This window comes from Enterobacter sp. RCC_40 (genome assembly GCF_041360735.1).
GTDB classification, from domain to species: Bacteria; Pseudomonadota; Gammaproteobacteria; order Enterobacterales; family Enterobacteriaceae; genus Enterobacter; species Enterobacter ludwigii.
The window spans coordinates 50,453-67,404 of the sequence record NZ_JBFUPR010000002.1 but is presented as its reverse complement, the minus strand read 5'-3'; the positions used below and the strand labels follow the sequence as shown (position 1 = coordinate 67,404).

Genomic DNA, 16,952 nt, shown 5'->3' with positions numbered 1-16,952 from the left:
CCCGACCGATTACCGCATGCCGGGGTCAACCTGATTTATCAGCGGCGCAATCCAGAACAAGTTATTCCCCGGCAGCAGCGTACGCACGTTATGCAGAACCCGATCGCCGGCATCGCCATTGAGCACACCAGCGGTCACGTCGGTGATGGTATCGAGCAGGCCGAACGTTGGGCCAAGCGCAGAGCCGATAAAGCCGCGACTGGCATAACGTGACTGTGTTCCGGTACCGAGCAAGGCCCCAAGCCCTACCATACCGCCGGAGGCCTTTTCCGCCATATTGTTATATTCCATCAGCGGGCCGAGAATACCGGAGCGGTCAACACCTTCCAGAACCAGCTTATTCGGGGACCAGTCCACCTCCTTGCCGTTTGCAGACTGTTTAAGCGCGTATGTCAGTGCACCAAGCCCAATCTGAAAAGCGGTTCCGTAGTAAAACTGACCGGTTCCCTCCTGTAGGCCGCCCAGCGTGGCACGGTTATAGGATGCGGTAGCGAAGGATTTAAACTGGAAGATAGTTTTACCCAGTGGCGTGCTGGCCCACAGCGGTGTATCGCCGATCCCCGGCGTGATAACGGTATTGTTAACGTCTTTGAGCACCGCCGACTGGAAGACGCCAGCAACGTGCTGATCGTCCCATTTTTCAAAATTACCGATATGCCAGCCGTTTATGACTTCACCATGTTTTTCGAACTCACTGCGGATACGTGCAGCCATGTTGTCATTGATGCCGAGCTTAGCCAGGCGGCGGCCAGCGAACGCGCCGGAAAGTATGCCGTCGGACGTGATCATGCCATTTACCGATTTGTTCATATCATCGAAGTGGCCCATTAGCGTGAGCTTGCCGAATGCATCGGTGACACGCTCCATGCCCGCTTCTACCGCTGTAGTTCTGGCAGAGCCATCCACCAGATCACCCATTGTGCGCGCACGTGTATGCAGGATGGTTTCCAGCCCGACGGCCATTTTTAACTGTTCGGCGCGGCTGGCCTTGAATGCCGGAGAACGGGTGATTAGCGCAGAGTAGCCGCGCATGGTATTACCAAACCCGTTAACCATCACACCGCGCGCGAGATCGGGAATAGCGGAAACGGTCATGCCGCCCAGCTTGGTAACAAAGTTAGCGCTACGCAGGAACGCCCCGGCGCGTACGAAAAATGATGATGGATCGTCTGGCATGCCATAGGTGCCCGCCAGGCGGTCGCGCAACGCTGTGATATCCCGGATGTCGTTATCGCGGGCTTTCGCCAGTTTTGCCTGGTCTTTAGGATTCTGACGCATCAGCGCATCGTATTCGTCCTGAATATCCTTGAGTTGCTTCTCCAGCGATTTGTTACCGAATGCGCGCGTCAGCTCAACCTCTGCCGACGCCTCGCGGATGTGACGCTGCAGCACATAATTGGCGTCGCTCTCCAGATAATCTTTCATCAGGCGATCGGGAACGCTCAGCGTACGCGACCGGGTGCTGCCCGCCGCTTTCACCATAAAGACGTTTGCGAAATCCTGCGGGATTTTTGCGCCTACGATTTTATTGATCGTGGCATCGGCGGTAATTTCTGCCTCTTCGCGGGACATGGTTTTTTCGCCACGCGACCACCAGTCAACCAGCATGTCGCGGAATTTATCGCGCTCGTTGACGATCTTGCCGACTTTGTAGACGCGCGGGAAATAACTCTCCTGGCCGATGGCTTTTAGCTCCTCGTCAGGTGGTAGCAGGCCAAGCTTTTGCTGCGCCACTTTTACCCGATTAACTACCGTGCGCATTGCCTGCGCCGCCTCCTGCACCACCGGATTAGCATGCACATCTCCGCTGCGCATGGCATTACCCACTTCTTCGCGGAACTGAGAAAAACTCAGGTCACCGCCAGCGGCTTTATACTGACTGTAGGCCTGCTTGTTCGTCACCACAACAGCGGCTTCTTCACGACGCCACCCGCGAACACGGGTTTCCGCCGCGATGGGTGTCTCAATGCCGCGGGCATTGCCCTGCAGTGTGTAGTTATTCTCTGCCAGTTCCAGAGCGGTGCGGCGGGAGGTTTTCGACGGCGACTCCATCAGACGGGTAAACGGGGTCAGATAACTCCCTGCCTTACGTGCCAGTTTACCGACCGGTCCACCAGCTGCCGGGGTGAGATCCTCGATCGTGGCCTCACTGATTCGCGCCGCGCCGACGCTGCCCCCTTCCGGGAGTGAGGCGGCAGCCGTATCCGTCGCTGACGTGATGCTCATATTATCGAGGGCGTCAGCCACTTCACGCGTGGCCGCAGTGCGGACAGATGGCGATAGCGCAGCACCGGCAGCTGCAAATACACCGCTCATCAACGCACCGGCTGCGACGTGGGAAGCGCTTTCCCCCCATGTACGGGTAATCTGCTGACTATTCAGCGCAACCTCGCTCGCTGCTGTTGCTGCAGCACCGATTGCAGCCTGTGACGCGATACGAGCTACCGCGCCGCCCTGCGCGCCGGGGATAAACATCGAAGCGACTGTAACAGGATCGACAACTCCTGCGGCAATGCTGGCGAGAACACCTTCGCCGCCAGCCTCGGAAAGTACCCTGCGGTCCTCGTTTTCATCGTCAATCTGCTGTTTCAGCCAGGCGGTTTCTTCCGGCGAGCGGGCATCGGCAAAAGCGGATCCCCATTGTTCATAACCGTGCAGCTCGTTTTTATCAGCATACGGATTGTATCCGTCTACGGGCTCAAACTGCTTTGCCGGGCGGAACATCTGACCCAGCAAGTTATTCTGGCGAAATGCTGCGCCCCACACAGACGGCTCATCCTGCTGAGGTGCCGGGTTGGTACCTTCAGGCAAAGGCACATCAAATCCGGTAGGTGCAGCCAGGACATTACCCGCCGGAATGAATCCGTTATTCAGTTCTTCAGGAGTGGCGTATACCGGCATTATTCAGTGCTCCACGAAAAGTAATTTTTAACCCTGTCCATGCGCTCGTTATGCAGGCGCTTGTACTGCTCATCGAGCGCACGGTGTTTATCTTTGAACCCGCGAATATCCTGGCCCCGTTGCAGCTCATTGCGATCATGTTCTTCGCGCTCTTCCTGCATTTTTTTGTATGGCGCCCACTCTTCCAGTGACGGTTTCCAGCGCATCGGCCTGCCGTACGAATCGTAGAACGGTTGTACCGCCTCGATACCATCCTTATCTTTTGTACGCACCATGATGGCGTAATCGCCATTTCGGGCCGTCAGCACATCAGGAGTTATCTCCAGCTCTCCACCAATACGCGATTCTGGCGTTTTGCTGGTTACAGGTGCAGCGTTACCGGAGGTAATACCCAGCTGCGTCGGGCTGGTGGTGATATCACCCTTGCGCTCGCCATACATCAGGCTCTCTTTTTCTTCTTTCCACTGTGCCGCCTGCCAGCCTGACGGACCGTAGTTATAGAGCGCCTCTGGCGCGTATTTCATAAGTTTTGCGTCGCCGTTTACCTCGCTGATACTCCAGGTGCGGGCGATCTGCTGGTTGGTCATTTTCTTCGCCGCATCAGCATTGCCGCCTGTGGTACGGTAGTTGATGTCGTACAGCGACTGGTAATCGTTGCGGAAACGTGCGGCCTCCGGGGTCTCGTCATCGGCGGATGGATTACCCCAGCTAAAGAAGCCCGACATGCTGCTCACAGCGGAATCCATCGCTTTGCCGCGATCTTTTTTGTACTCCTTAGTGCTCTGGTTTGATGCCAGCTGCGCTTTGAGCGCATCGGTCTGGTTGTAGGTCAGATTCTGCGCCTGCTCAATAGCGGTTTCGGACGCCATGCCAGAATCGGTAAGCTGCTTAACGGTGAGATAGAATCCCTGCATATCCTTTGGCATATCGCCAACAGAGGCGGGGTCAGTGTCGTAGAGACGATTAAATAACTCGGCCCCCTGACGGACCGCCTCAGGACTGCGAGCGCGGGAAATAGCCGATAACTGGGTGGTTACCTGCGAAGGAATGATCCCGGTCTGGGCCACCTGCTGCACGATCCCGTCATGAGTGGTGGCGTCGTTAATCCGGAAGTTTTGCGCTGTTGGCGTGGCGTCGGCGGCTTTTTGCATGGATTTATTGGTAGGGTCTAGTTTCTCGCCCATAGACAGCGCTTCGTTAAAACGACGGGTATCACGCTGCGCCTGTATCGCCTCGTTACTTTTCTGCACCAGCGCGCCAAGCTTGCCATAAGCATCGAGTTTCAGCGCGTAATCCGGGTCGTTTGCCTGCGGCTTTAACTTCGCAATTTCCGTCTGCTGCTGTTCTGGGGAAACGTACTGTATTGCCTGGAAGGTTTTGGCATTGTTGATCGCGATGTCGAGCTGCTTGACGGCTTTTGCCCCCTGCTCGCCGTACGCAAACATGATGGATGCTTTATCCGGCATGGCGTCAGGAACTTCGCCGTTATACAGCTGCGCCATCGTATTATTCAAAATAGGATCGATTTGCTCGCGCAGGGCTGTGCGCTGCTCACGGATTTTCGACTCGGCAATGTTATCGATTTTGTTAACCGACACAGGATCGAGACCGGTTTTGTTTTTACGGTACCGGGCCAGCCACCCGCGAGTTTCAGCAGGTAGCTGCCGAATAAAATCAGCCTCAGATATTTCGCCTTTACGTGGGTCTCCAGCTTTCGCGATCAGCTTGTCAACGTTACCCATACCCCAGTTATACGCAGCACCAGCCAGCGTTTCAGAGCCGTATTTACCGTACAGCTGATTTGCGTAATCACTCGCCAGCAGAGCGTTTTGCTCTTCGTCAGCCGGGTTATATTCAACACCGCGCTTAGCCGCCAGCTCTTTGCCTGTGTCCGGCATAAGCTGGTATTTACCCTGCGCACCGGCTGGCGAAGTCATTATGCTGCCGTCAGCGTTAAAATGCTTACCGCCGGATTCAACAATCCCGATGGCTCGCATATCCAGCGCACCGGTATCTTTTACCGGGAAGTCGCCATTTAACCAGCCCTGAGGATTGGTTACCGCATAATTCTGGGCTCGCTGGTCCATAGCCCGCAAATTGGCCTCTGAAACAGCCTGGTCAATTTGCTCCTGCGACCAGCCTTGCGCCTGGCCATACAATGAAATGGAGTGCTGACGCGCACCGCGAATCAGCGCAGCGGCCTGCGGATCGTCAAACGCCCCCGCTTCCTGCTCAACGGAGGATTTTACCGTCGCATCGAGCTGCTGACGCTGTGCCTGTTCAGTCTGGCTACGTTCAAAGCTGTTGTAAGTGCTGGCGCGGCGGATCTGGCCCGATTTCCATTGCGCGTCAAAATACTGCAGTTGGCTCTGCGGTACGCGTTTTCTGGCCTCTTCATAGTCGGAAGAATCCTGCTTATCCATATCCAGACCGACACCGGAAGATTTGAACCCCTGTCGGGTTACCAGCGCTCCCGTCTCTGGGTTTTCCCAGCGGTTGCTGGATTTCGCATCGAGATCGGTAAGTATCGCCTGGGTAGCAGCCACGTCTGCTTTATCCTGCGTACGCTGCAAATCATCCACAGTCTGCCCCAGAGCAGCTCCCAGCCCAGCTACAGCATTACCTGGCTGACCAACATTACTGACACCGATCCGGGTCGGGTTAGCCTGAGGCGTAACATTGCCAAAATTACCCGTTGGTATTCTCACGGTTATTTACTCCCTGCTTTTTTCCAGCCGTTATAAGCTGTGCCGCCAGCACTCAGCAGTGAACTGCCCGCGCTGATGTAGCCAGCTGTTGACGCATTACGGCCGCTGATACGGTCGGCAGACGCCTGAGCGTTGAGCCGTGCGCTCTGGTTCGCGCCGTTCAGAATGGTCTGGTACGCATCTTGCTCCGCATCGCCCACGATGCCGGACTGAATCCGCAATGCGGTACCTTCCCCGGTGTCTACACCTGACGCTGCCAGCGCTGCATTTGCCTGTGCTGCCTGTGCCCTGCCCGCCTTACGGATGCGATCAGCTTCTACGCGTGCAGCTGCCTGCGCAGCTTCTGCATCTGCTTCCGCCTGCGCCGCCTGGTAGTTGGACATTTTCTTTTGCTGCTGACCGCTATAGACAGCACCACCCGCCGCAAGAACGGATGCGCCAATTGCCGCCACCTCTAACCCGGTACACATCGTTACACCTCTTTTGAATAAAGCAGACCGGTACGCGACAGGCCGAGACGTGAATACAAATCACCGGTGCGCTCTTCATGTACGCCCGTGGTGATACCCATATTTATGATCGCGGCGCCGTGCTCTTCCGCCCAGGTGATAAATGCCTTCGCAAGGCGTGGGCCCGCAGAACCGCCGCGATGCTCAGGGGAAATAAACAACCCGTATTCAAAGGCCATGTGCTGACGGCTGAACCATTGCTCAGCAATCCCCCCGGCCAGCCAGCCGATTACAGCACCGTCTTTTTCAGCCACCAGCAGGCAACCGGCGGGGGACGAAATAAGGTTGCGGGCGAGCTCTGCGCATTTTTCTTCATCAAAGGGTGAATTCTGCGAATAGCGGGACTCGATATACATCCGCGCCCCCAGCTCGATCAGCGCCGGGATATCCCCGGTTTTTGCGTTACGTACCATGTCAGCCCCCGTTACTGGTGAACGTGAAAATAATTGCGAGAAGGTGGAATGGCAGCGGCTGGCGCTGCTGGATAAGCAGGGTATCTTCCCCGCGCTCCCAGCCGAGTTTTCCCCAGTAGTGATCACCGGTGAAAAGCGGTGCTGGCTGGTTAAGGATTTTTGGACCGAACCGGCGGAACGGAATGACCTGGCCGTTGCACTCTGCGCCAGTGGTTTCGAGAAAACGCATTGTCACTTCGCTGGTGCGCTTCTTCGCGTTCTGCGTAGTACCCTCAGTTGTCTGAACCTCTGGCGAAAGCGTTTCGATCGTGCTTTCGAAGTGCAGGCCGATCTCCACGCTTTTCGCCGGGCGTGACAGGGTGATTTGACCAGAGGATACGGTGTACTGCGGCATAACCGCACCGTCGGCCACTACATCAACCGTCTGCCCCTCAAGATGCGAAAGCCCCGACCACGTAGCAGAACCTTCGCTAGCGGTGCCGGTTACTGCAGCATCGGTATAAAGTTTGCTGTCGAACACCTCGACATAACGAACGGTCTGGCCGTTTACCTCACGACGGACGATCACATAAACCACATCGTCGGTGTCCGATGGAATTGTCGCCACCGACTCAAACGCGCCATCTGTGACCTGACGTGACCATGCAATTACATCCTGACCACGGTCGATAGCCATCGTGACCGCGGCGCCATCAGCCCGGACCATCCAGATAAACGCATCCGGCTGTTGCTGATACGCCATATCCAGCACACCGCCAGCGGTGATGTGTTCGGCCAGCACCGTCATATCGTTGGCGGAATAGGAAACAAAGCTGTCCGGGTCGTACGCTACCGCGTAGAGTTTGCGGCCAGCGCGCTGCACAAACATGATTTCGGTACCAACGCGCACAGGGCGGATCCCGTTGCAGCCGTACGGACTTGGGTTTTTCACCGAAATACTGGTTGGTGTAATGGCAATATCATTACCACCAGTTATTGTAAACTCTCCGCCATAGGTCAGCGCGATCAAGGTATTCATCTGCGCCAGATGCACAATTGGGTTAAGCTGGTCAGAAGATAGCGTGAAGCTAATCGCTTTATCGTCATCAGTACCGAGCTCAAAGGACAAATACGCACCTTCCCCCTCACTCCACCAGATTGTTTGCGGATATTTTGGTGAACCAGCCAGGACAAGTCGTTGCTGATAAAGAGTTACTGCCCCCGGATAGCCAAATTCATCTGTCCATACAGTATCTTCGCGAGTCCATGCTCCAGGTGATGCAGCCTGTGTAGCGCTTAAGTTGGTACGAATTGTGCCAACTGCAACCTGAGCACTGGTAACGCTTTTGATGAGAACCAGACCACTGTTAATCCGGACGTAAGAACCAATGTCCTGAGTAACCCAGCCCACGCCGGTGAATGGTGGGCTTGGATTATCACCCGGATCCGCATCGCTCAGGGTGAGCGTAATTTCTGAGCCCACGAACTCTTTGACGGATGGCTTACACCATTTTTGCGGTGTATCGCGCACCTCGTCGAATGGCTCAACAATGAACGGTGCAGGTTCAAGCACCCAGTCTGTTTGACCACGGCGCTGGAGCCGGTGAGGTTTGACGGACTGATGCACCAGGAACATCGTGTCAGCACCCTGCACATAGTTCACGGCAGCTAACATATCGGCGGTGTATGGGCTGGCGATTTCATAAGGCGTATTGTCGCCGTGAACCAGCTGCTTACCGTTCTGATAAATGCGCATGTAGCCGTCGCCGAATTCAAGCATGTAGGCCTGAGAACGGTTGAACACGTAGGGAATAAGGCGGGATTTTTTATTGCCGAATTTCGTGGCCGCCGCAAAGCGGGTACCAGGTCTGCGGACAACGCCACCCTGCACAACCACTACCGCGTTTTCAATAATCTTCGCGCCGTTGGCGTAGCGGGCAATATCAACACGCCCCATAAGACGAGGGGAGACTTCGCCCGCGGTGAAATTGGTTTTAATGAGGTTCGCGCGCATGTCAGAACCTCGACTCATAAGTAGGATAGCCGCCAAGCTCTTCCGGCGGTTCTTCCTGACCATCAACGGCTTTAGCCTGTTTAAGGAGGAATGCGGCCTCCTGCGCCAGACTATCGCGCAGACTGGCGGATCCCGTCACCGCGTATGCCAGTTTGGACTGCATCATCATTTCGGCAACGTCCACCAGCGCGGCATCCCATGTGGATTCGTCCTCATTGCGGTAGATATAACGCAGGCGAATCACATCGACGTTGGACAGCAACCGGGTGCCCTCAATCCGGTAATCAATATCGTCCCGTGGTTCTCCGACCGACAGAACGCGGATCAGGTCACCGGGTAGGGAAAACTGATACCCGTAGCCAAAGACAGGCGCAGCGCTGACAGGGGAAAGCACAACTCGTTTAATTGCGCAGTTCCACGGGTGAGCACGAAGTAATTTATTGCGGACTGTTGGGTAAAGGTTGGCGCAAAGACGGGCATGATCCGTGTCTTCGTCGAAATCATTTATCGGGTGAGCACCCAGCGCCAGAAGTGCATTTGAGCAGATTGATACACTCGAAGTCATGGCAGAACCTCAGATGAAAAAAGGCCGGGGTTGTCCCCGGCAAACACACCAGCGGCTTAAACAACAAAATCGATGGCGACGACTTTTTTCTCGTTGGCACGGCCAGCGCCATAAGACGCATCAACAGAGATCTGAATGGTGTTGTTTTTATCGCGACGTGGACCGATATCGACGTTGTACTCAGCGCCGGTACCGAAATGCACAGCGGATTTACACCATGCGACGGCTGTTTTGGTGGTCACGGCCGGATCGCCATCAGTCACAGAATCCAGTTTTTCGTAAGCCAGCCACTTAAAGCCGAGCCAGTTGCCAGACACAGCACCTTCCTGCAGCATTTTCACCGCCATAAAGTCGGCAGAAGTCAGCGTGGTATCGCTGAGGATCTGCGTCAGCATGTCGGCGTTGTAGGTGATATACAGCTCTTCCCCGTTCTGCTCGTCACACTCGTTACGGCGGAACATCGCTTTTGCAGCGATCAGCTTGGCTTTGGTCATCCCTGTACCACCAGCAACGATTTTTTGCGACGCAGGCAGCGCCACTGGCGCATATGCCCCGCCGCTGGACGTTTTACGCAGCACGGTATCGAGCAGCGCACGATATACAACGTCGTCTTTTTTGCGGTTGGCGGCCGCCAGGGTGAGCTGCAGATATGGCCCCTGCGGGTCTGCAAGCAGTTTACGCAGGTCACGTTTTTCAACAGGAACGAATACACCGTAGTCCGCCATCAACGCGTTACGGGTGCCGGCTTCTGGCAGGTCCCATACGGTGTCACCGAAACGCGTGGTGATCTGCGTCATTTCGATGGTGCCCATATCGTTGATAGTAAAAGCTTCGCCGGTGATCATCCCACGGTCGTTTACCGCTGCCTGCAGGCGGGAATCCTTCTGCTGCGCGGCGATTTCGAAAGAATCATGAAACTGCGTGATAAACGCAGCGGTGATCATGTTCTTATTGGCATCAAATGACATAACAATCACTCCAGAAAATATCGCCTGCTGGGTTGTCGGTTGCCCGGCCCGATTAACACAATGCGCGTGGCGCTTACGCACTGCGGGAAAATTCAGTTATCCGGCGTCCCCGCCGGGCTGGTAGTGGAGAGATTGTTAGCGAGGTGTGCGGTCGGAATCCCGACCAAATGAAAAAGCCCCGCATCAGCGAGGCTCTTTTATCCGCTAATGCGGATATCGATTTGATTATCCCTTAGCGAGGATATCTTCGTGACATGTCACGCTACGGTTTGATCGCCGTAACGTTTCTGGTAATACGCTTTGACCTGTGCAGATACGCGTTCGTGGTCTGGGTTTTTGGGGTCCATGTACGCCGGGGATTTCATCAGGTCGCGAATAGTCTGTTGCTCTTCGAGGTTCACATCGCCGCCCGCTGGCGCATCTTCCTGCATTTCGGCACCGACTTTAGCCAGCATGCGGATAACCATCGGGTTATTGCCGATCTCGTCAATACGGCCTTTGTCGGCGTCGTCAGCCAGCGAATTAAACGCGCGGAAAGCCAGACCGATGTTTTGCTTAAACTCTGCGTCAGTCTTCCAAACCTCGCGCAGCTGCGTGGTGGCAGACTGTGAATCCAGCTCAGCGGCACCGCCTACCAGCTCAGGAGCACGCTGCGCGTATTCACCCAGGATGAAACTCATCTGGTCGTTGGTGATGCCTTTGGCGTGCGCAGTTTTCATAAAGCTCTGCATGCGCGGATCGGCTTTGAACTCTTCCCAGTTAAACCCCTCGACCTCTACCTTAGGCGCATACTCATCTGACGTTTTCGGCGGTGCGTCGCCGCTGCCCATGCGTTTTTCAAGGTGAGTGTAATTTTCCGCCAGTTTGCGGGCAGAGCTTTCAATACTGAGTTTTCCGTCTTCGCCCATAACGCGGAATTTCTCAGGTATCCAGTCATTCGCACCCTGCTCGCCCGCGCCGGTGCTGAGCAGAGAATTGCCAGAAGGTTCACCAGCACCCGGATTATTGCCGCCATCTTCACCACCTCCGTTACCGCCGCCCGGCTGTTCTGCACCCTGCTCGGCGTTCATGAATAAGTGTTTAAGCTTCCACATCGTCTTCTACTCCATCGGCCTTGTTGATTTCGCGCAGGATGTAATCCAGTACGGATCGCTGCCCTGCCCTGTAACACGTTTCACGGTCGCCCTCGGTACCGCCGGGGACATACGCAGCGCGCCCGAAGCGGCGCGTTAATTCTTCCAGCACCTGAGAACCACCAGGCATTTCCTCGAAAATGCGCTTAAAGTCCTGAGGTGTAGCCTGTTTTATTCTCATTGGTTACCTGCCAGTCGTTGCCCTATTGCCGCGCCAGCTGTCTGCCCTGCAGCCCCGGCCGCCTCAGTGCCCGCCTGCATCATGAGTTGCTGCTGTGCGGCCTGCTGCTGCGCTTTCTGGCGCTGGTCGCGGAGATCTGCCACAGCATCGGAGGAGCGAATAACCTTCGCCGGGACGCCAAGCGCCTCAGCCACAACGCGCGTGGCCTCGTCGGTATCGATGAGATCAACAACGTCCTGGCTGATGCCCGCGAGGTTTGCCACGTTAGCGCCAAGGCGTTCGATTGCCGTCACGTCTTCCAGCTTCTGGGCGCGTGCCAGCGGTGAGATGTAGCGCACGTTGAAATTGGCGTTCTGAAGGCTCTCAGGCGGCGGGGAGAAGATGCCAGCGCGGAAAGCTATGCCGAAGCAGCGCACCACCAGCAGCTGAAGATATTCAGCCTGGAACCGGCCATACACCGGGCCGAGCAGCTGGCGAATCAGTGCGACGCGCACGTGCACTTCGGTCGCGGTCATGGCTGGACCGTCCTGCGGCTGCAGCTGGTCCGCCATCATGATTTTGCGGATTGACGCCTGCAGGCGGTCTTCTGCGGTAAACGCAACCTGGAAATCTGCGCCGGTCAGCAACGGTTTCATACTTTCGGTGCTGTTCGCCACGATGATGCGACGCGGGCCGACCTTGACCGTACGCGGGTTGAGTACGCCGTCGTCTTCGGCAATCCACATGCCGGAGATAGCCAGATCCTGCGCGGCTTTCTCCATGCGCTTGGTTTCGTTCAGCTCTTTGCAGTCTGGCAGCGCGTCGTATACCGGGCCGATGCCGTAGGAACCGCCAGGGATTTTCATCCAGCGCGGAACGCAGCACGGGAATTCGTGGTAGCCGGATTCGCGCACAATCAGCTTGTTGCTCACGTCGACGTTGTACGACGCAAAGCGCATGTTTTTCGCCAGGCGGGCGTTAACCATGTAAGTTTCGCGCGGGAAAATGCAGTGCAGGAAATCAAATTTATCGTCGGGCTTTTTCTTCGCCGCGTCGCGGATCTTCTCGCTGACCTTGTCCGCGCCAAATTCTTTGATGGCCTGCTCTGCGGTCAGCTGGTAGCGGCGGTATATCGTGTCCACGATGCCGTCTTTGCGGGTGGACGTGACATAGCACTGCGCCAGCGGCCACTGCTGGAAGATGTAGCCGCCCTCTTCCCGGTCCTCGTCGATGTACAGCACGAACCAGCCAGCGCACACCACATCGAGATTCGCCTCGTAGCCCTCGGCGTCGAAGTTGGCCGCGTGGATATTTTCCCAGACCAGCGTTGCGCACTCAGACAGCCAGGCTTTGGCGTCGTCCGGCAGCGATTCGCTGTCGAGGTTCAACCACTGCGCGTTTGCCGGGGTCATGCCGGACATGAGTGCAGAGGCCAGCATGCGGGCGCTGTCGGTGGCGGTGCCGTCCAGTAGCTTCGCCACCTTGTGTTTTGCGCTCTGAGCGTCGAGCACTTCGTCAGAGAATCCCGCGCCGCGCAGCGGATAGGTGTAGTCATAGCACTCGCGCCAGACGCTTTCATGCTGCTGGCGGTTGGCTTTCAGCGTGTCGGAACGCTTAATCAGCTTAACGGCGAGTTCATCCATCAGTTACGCCCCCAGAGTGTTTTTCTGTTGCGCTGCCTGCGCGCCAGAGGACAGCAGAGAGCTGCCAGAATCAGCCGCACCCTCTGCGCCACTGGCGAGAAGGGACGAGCCTTTCTTGCGCTTCTTGCGCGCTGCTGCATCTGCGTTTGCCGCTTTTGCCGCTGCATCGGCAGCTGCATCCGCTTCGGCCTGCGGGTCGGTCTGTACGACCTTTGGAGTTCCGCCTCCACACATAGCGATTTCCCTCTTAGCCCGGAACGTGCCAGCCGTGCTCAGTCAGAACGGGTTTACCCGTAACCGGCTGGCGTTTGCCCTCGTCGTTCGTCACGTAGCCCAGCGGCGCAGCAGGCTCCGCCGTGGTGGCTTTTTTGACGAGCTGGAGGAATTCGAGATTGTCGGTCAGCTGCTGGTCAGCCAGGTCGGTGTAACCCAGCGTTTCAAAGCGGGCGATGATGGCCGCGCCCTGCTCGTTGATGGTACCCAGCAGAGTATTGCGCTCTGCGAGTGCGGCATCGTCCAGCAGGTTAGCAACGCGCTGCTGGATTACCTCAGGCTCAGCGCGTTGCTGGGCCAGCGTTACCGCTTCGCCAGACGTGCCCGTCTGCTGCTCTGCGCCCGTTTCAGGTTCCTGCCCCGGTACTTCGACGGTTTTCTTTGGTCGGCCCATTGTGTTGGCTCCTGTGATGATTGAGCCGTAAGTGTGAAACAGGGTCGCGGTCGGGATCCCGACCAAATGGGAAATTTGTTAAAAACAGGGCCGATTTAACATAATGGACGTTGCGCGCACCAGCGAAATGGCACTCGTTAACGATTTAGCATGAAGGGTTTATTTGTAGCGGTTTCCTGGCCGGAAGTGGTGAAAATGGACTGCATAAATCGTGCATAAAACAGGGCGGTTTTTGCATAGCGTTTTTAACCAGTGAAAGCCCTGTTTTTGCAAGTTTTCATGGGGCCAGACGCTTCGTGCGCCAGGCGTAAACAAAGCGCCGTGATGTAACCTGCGCAGGCAGTTCGGAACGCGGGCGCTGTGTGACGTAGCACCAGAAATCTATCAACGCTTCACCCGTGTGATGGTTCGGCGCTGCGCCCTGCTTCCAGCCGATGATAGCAGACTTCGACACGTCGAGCTCTCTGGCAATCTCCTGCAGGGGAATGCCGCTGCGCGTGATGTCGTTAATCACCCGGAACCAGTCTGTTTTGAACGTTGCGACAACTGGCATAGGTCACCCCCCAAAACGCGCGTACGCGCGAGCATAGAGAGCGATTTTATTGAGCTTCTGGCGCTCGTTAATCGCCGTGATGGAATCAAATCGTGTTTGCATATCGCTACCCGCAATAAATTACATGTTCATTGCTAGACCACCTGTGACCACCTAGACCGCTATTTTCTAACCTTTCCCCAAATCGACTTATATATATATATGGGGTTCTTAGTAAAAAGGTGGTCTAGGTGGTCTAGGTTGGTTTTCGCCTTAAATTACAATACGTTGCCGCTAGACCACCTAAAAAGTCGAGGTGGTCTAGGTGGTACTAGTTTTCACCCAAACGCGTATCTGTTTACCGTTTACGAAGCGCCTATCTCGTAAATATCCGCAGTTTTGCAAAACATTACCGATTCGCATTTCTTCACGTTTCCCAATGTTGCGAGAATCGAGCCCAATCGCTTCTTTCAACACATCACTAGTTAGTAAAAATTCGCAATTTCGCGGAATGTCGTTCGTCATCAGGTCGGGTGTGTCGAGCCATTTCTCGACCGTTTCGAGCCACGCATCCTTAATGGTGTACTGCTCATGGACACTCGCGCCGAGACGCTCAGCATCGCGGAACTGGATACCGCCGAGGCGCTTAAACGTCTCGCGGGCCTCAGCCCACAGCAGCAGCAAATCGCGTTTAATGGCCTTCACATCGACGCTGGAGACCTCAACGGGAAGCCAGCGTCGGTTACCGGTTTTGTCAGCGAGGAATTCGTCCTCGTTGGTGGTACCGACAAACACCAGCCGACGCGGGAACTGGGTGGCGAACTCCCGGTATTTAGGGATCCAGTTCTCATGCGTGCGGGTCACGAATGCCTTGATGGATTCGAGTTCTTTTGTATTAAGGCCGCGCAGCTCGCCGATCTCCGCCACAAGTCGGCCGCGCATCTTGCGTGCGAGGTCGTCGTCTTTCTCAGCGAATGAGATCTCGGTGAAGAATGCCGGATCGGGGGATAAAGCCTCCACGCCGGAGGATTTACCGCAGCCCTGCGGACCGACGAGGATCGGCACCATATCGGCTTTAACGCCGGGCTCCAGCACCCTGCCCGCCAGCGCGGTCCACATGTACATGGACACTGCGCGGGTGTATGGCGTGTCGGCGGTACCGAAGTGCGTGTGGTAGAAAGATTCGATGCGCGGCACGCCATCCCACTCCAGCCCGTTGAGCCAGGTAGTCGCCGAATCGAAAGGTTGTTCGTCAGCGGCCAGCAGCACCACGTCGCGAATGAGCTCGCGCCCTACAGGTTTAAAGCCGCGCTTTTCCATCGTGATGCGCAGGCGCGCATAGTCCGCATCGGTGAACGCCTGCCACTGGCCGGAGCCTGCCTGGGCGAACATGATTTCATCGCGGAACTGGTCAAAGCGGATATCGATGTCCACGAAGTCAGGACGTACAACAGCTTTGGCCGCGTTGCTGATGGTGGCCTCGATGCGGCCCCATTTGTCACGCTCGAACGCCGGCAACGGTAATGGCTCGGCCACTTCGGTGCTGGTGAGGTCTTCGAAATCGTCGTTGCGGATCCCGATAGCATTCAGGAAATCGCCGTCGTCGCGGTGTGCGCAGCTGGCGTGCAGGCACTTAAAATGCCCCTGCTCAAAGCCCGCGGTACCGCCCGGGAAGTAAACCGTACTGGTCGGGTCGCCGCCGGTGCTGTGGCCATCCTCAAACGGGCAGCGGATATAGCGCTCACCGTTCGCGCCATCAAGCAGCGTCCAGCCATTGGCATCAAGGTATTCAGCTGTATCGTCCGTGGCGCCGGGCGTGAAGGTTGAGCGGTCGCGCATCTTCGTGCTGCCCGCTTCGGTGGTGACCGACACAGGCAGCTGTTCCGCCAGGCGCTGCCACAACGTTTCGAGCTGGTCAGCAGTTATGACAGGGGGCTCGTCCGGCAGACCGCCGTCCCACTCAATGCGCGCGCCGCTGCTGTGCGTACCGCAGGCAACGAACTGCTGCCCGTTCGCCAGCAGCTCGATAATCCCCATATCGCCCGCCAGACGGTGGATGCGTTTACGGAAATCGCCATCAACGGCCAGCAGGTACAGGCATTTGTTGCTGTTGGCGCGCCAGCGACGCGGCGGCAGCTCACCAAGCAGCTGCACCAGCGTTTTGCGAATATCGGCCTGGATATCTTCGTCTTCGCTGTCACAGTCCAGCGCCAGCCAGCCATGACCTGTACGCACGCAGATGCCGTAATCCGGCTCGTTCGACCAGCGGGCAAAGTCATGCTCGGTTACGACGTGCTCGGTCCAGTCCTTGATCCCGGTAGCCAAACGGTCGCGGTTATACAGGCTTGGCGTTTTGCCGAGCATTTTGAGTTTACTATTCGGGGATATGGTCGCGCCCGGGTTGCACACGACCGGCAGTAGCTGGTCAGTACGTCCCAGCACCAGATCGAAGTGGAACCATTCGTCAGGCGTCGCCCCCCAGATCTTTTTCTCTGGCATGGGTTACGCCTTTTTATCGTTTTGTGAGCCGTGCAGCAGCCAGTTGGGGTCGCAATCAAGCGCAACGGATATTTCCAGAAGGTAACGTGGGCGGGAGATAACGCCGCTTTCGATCCTGTTGATGGCCTGCTGACTAACCCCTGTTAGCTCAGCCAGCGTGACCTGCGTCATTTTGAGCTCTTTACGTCGCTCTTTTAATCGGGTAGCCAGAGTCATAGTTATCACCTCATACAATTTTAGTGGTATTTAGCAACAACCAAT

15 protein-coding genes are annotated in these 16,952 nt (G+C 56.3%); all 15 read right to left on the bottom strand.

Translation table 11 applies throughout. From position 1 onward, the window contains the following. Positions 1-9: 9 nt before the first annotated feature. Positions 10-2,901: a hypothetical protein gene (locus AB6731_RS08365; RefSeq protein WP_371006165.1), complete on the bottom strand. Its 2,892-nt coding sequence runs from the start codon at positions 2,899-2,901 to the stop codon at positions 10-12. Then, positions 2,901-5,609 carry a transglycosylase SLT domain-containing protein gene (locus AB6731_RS08360; protein WP_371006164.1) on the bottom strand — a complete coding sequence of 903 codons (2,709 nt, stop codon included), beginning with the start codon at positions 5,607-5,609 and terminating at the stop codon, positions 2,901-2,903. The genes AB6731_RS08365 and AB6731_RS08360 overlap by 1 nt, the downstream gene beginning before the upstream one ends. Positions 5,610-5,611: 2 nt before the next feature. Next, positions 5,612-6,079 carry a hypothetical protein gene (locus tag AB6731_RS08355; protein ID WP_332951449.1) on the bottom strand — a complete coding sequence of 156 codons (468 nt, stop codon included), beginning with the start codon at positions 6,077-6,079 and terminating at the stop codon, positions 5,612-5,614. A 2-nt stretch (positions 6,080-6,081) separates the two neighbouring features. Continuing rightward, positions 6,082-6,531, bottom strand: coding sequence for an N-acetyltransferase family protein (locus AB6731_RS08350; protein ID WP_371006163.1), 450 nt, complete (start codon positions 6,529-6,531; stop codon positions 6,082-6,084). Between the two features lies 1 nt (position 6,532). Further along, entirely contained in the window at positions 6,533-8,524 is a 1,992-nt protein-coding gene (locus tag AB6731_RS08345; RefSeq protein WP_371006162.1) for a hypothetical protein, read from the bottom strand. A gap of 1 nt (position 8,525) precedes the next feature. Then, the gene (locus AB6731_RS08340; protein WP_015571346.1) at positions 8,526-9,089 is read right to left on the bottom strand and encodes a hypothetical protein; all 564 of its coding nucleotides are present in this window, start codon (positions 9,087-9,089) and stop codon (positions 8,526-8,528) included. Between the two features lie 56 nt (positions 9,090-9,145). Further along, the gene (locus tag AB6731_RS08335; protein WP_371006161.1) at positions 9,146-10,057 is read right to left on the bottom strand and encodes a phage capsid protein; all 912 of its coding nucleotides are present in this window, start codon (positions 10,055-10,057) and stop codon (positions 9,146-9,148) included. Positions 10,058-10,314: 257 nt separating this feature from the next. Next, positions 10,315-11,151 carry a hypothetical protein gene (locus AB6731_RS08330; RefSeq protein ID WP_371006160.1) on the bottom strand — a complete coding sequence of 279 codons (837 nt, stop codon included), beginning with the start codon at positions 11,149-11,151 and terminating at the stop codon, positions 10,315-10,317. Further along, a complete protein-coding gene (locus tag AB6731_RS08325; protein ID WP_001619031.1) occupies positions 11,138-11,371 on the bottom strand; it encodes a hypothetical protein in 234 nt (77 codons plus the stop codon). The genes AB6731_RS08330 and AB6731_RS08325 overlap by 14 nt, the downstream gene beginning before the upstream one ends. Further along, entirely contained in the window at positions 11,368-12,993 is a 1,626-nt protein-coding gene (locus AB6731_RS08320; RefSeq protein ID WP_371006159.1) for a portal protein, read from the bottom strand. Before AB6731_RS08320 ends, AB6731_RS08325 begins: the two co-directional genes overlap by 4 nt. A gap of 3 nt (positions 12,994-12,996) precedes the next feature. Further along, positions 12,997-13,227 (bottom strand): hypothetical protein, encoded by a 231-nt coding sequence (locus AB6731_RS08315; RefSeq protein WP_371006158.1) that lies wholly within the window; start codon positions 13,225-13,227, stop codon positions 12,997-12,999. A gap of 13 nt (positions 13,228-13,240) precedes the next feature. Continuing rightward, on the bottom strand, positions 13,241-13,660 hold the full coding sequence (locus AB6731_RS08310; RefSeq protein ID WP_371006156.1) for a hypothetical protein: 420 nt from the start codon (positions 13,658-13,660) through the stop codon (positions 13,241-13,243). A 277-nt stretch (positions 13,661-13,937) separates the two neighbouring features. Further along, positions 13,938-14,213 carry a hypothetical protein gene (locus AB6731_RS08305; protein WP_001619027.1) on the bottom strand — a complete coding sequence of 92 codons (276 nt, stop codon included), beginning with the start codon at positions 14,211-14,213 and terminating at the stop codon, positions 13,938-13,940. Positions 14,214-14,513: 300 nt separating this feature from the next. After that, a complete protein-coding gene (locus AB6731_RS08300) occupies positions 14,514-16,691 on the bottom strand; it encodes a VapE domain-containing protein (protein WP_371006154.1) in 2,178 nt (725 codons plus the stop codon). A 3-nt stretch (positions 16,692-16,694) separates the two neighbouring features. Beyond that, positions 16,695-16,907, bottom strand: a complete 213-nt coding sequence (locus AB6731_RS08295; RefSeq protein ID WP_001619025.1) for a helix-turn-helix domain-containing protein — start codon at positions 16,905-16,907, stop codon at positions 16,695-16,697. Positions 16,908-16,952 lie beyond the last annotated feature (45 nt).

Excerpts from the sequence above, each read along its gene's own strand:
- AB6731_RS08365 (WP_371006165.1), bottom strand. The coding sequence starts at position 2,901 with ATGCCGGTATACGCCACTCCTGAAGAACTGAATAACGGATTCATTCCG.
- AB6731_RS08355 (WP_332951449.1), bottom strand. The coding sequence starts at position 6,079 with ATGTGTACCGGGTTAGAGGTGGCGGCAATTGGCGCATCCGTTCTTGCG.
- AB6731_RS08350 (WP_371006163.1), bottom strand. The coding sequence starts at position 6,531 with ATGGTACGTAACGCAAAAACCGGGGATATCCCGGCGCTGATCGAGCTG.
- AB6731_RS08345 (WP_371006162.1), bottom strand. The coding sequence starts at position 8,524 with ATGCGCGCGAACCTCATTAAAACCAATTTCACCGCGGGCGAAGTCTCC.
- AB6731_RS08340 (WP_015571346.1), bottom strand. The coding sequence starts at position 9,089 with ATGACTTCGAGTGTATCAATCTGCTCAAATGCACTTCTGGCGCTGGGT.
- AB6731_RS08335 (WP_371006161.1), bottom strand. The coding sequence starts at position 10,057 with ATGTCATTTGATGCCAATAAGAACATGATCACCGCTGCGTTTATCACG.
- AB6731_RS08330 (WP_371006160.1), bottom strand. The coding sequence starts at position 11,151 with ATGTGGAAGCTTAAACACTTATTCATGAACGCCGAGCAGGGTGCAGAA.
- AB6731_RS08325 (WP_001619031.1), bottom strand. The coding sequence starts at position 11,371 with ATGAGAATAAAACAGGCTACACCTCAGGACTTTAAGCGCATTTTCGAG.
- AB6731_RS08320 (WP_371006159.1), bottom strand. The coding sequence starts at position 12,993 with ATGGATGAACTCGCCGTTAAGCTGATTAAGCGTTCCGACACGCTGAAA.
- AB6731_RS08315 (WP_371006158.1), bottom strand. The coding sequence starts at position 13,227 with ATGTGTGGAGGCGGAACTCCAAAGGTCGTACAGACCGACCCGCAGGCC.
- AB6731_RS08310 (WP_371006156.1), bottom strand. The coding sequence starts at position 13,660 with ATGGGCCGACCAAAGAAAACCGTCGAAGTACCGGGGCAGGAACCTGAA.
- AB6731_RS08305 (WP_001619027.1), bottom strand. The coding sequence starts at position 14,213 with ATGCCAGTTGTCGCAACGTTCAAAACAGACTGGTTCCGGGTGATTAAC.
- AB6731_RS08300 (WP_371006154.1), bottom strand. The coding sequence starts at position 16,691 with ATGCCAGAGAAAAAGATCTGGGGGGCGACGCCTGACGAATGGTTCCAC.
- AB6731_RS08295 (WP_001619025.1), bottom strand. The coding sequence starts at position 16,907 with ATGACTCTGGCTACCCGATTAAAAGAGCGACGTAAAGAGCTCAAAATG.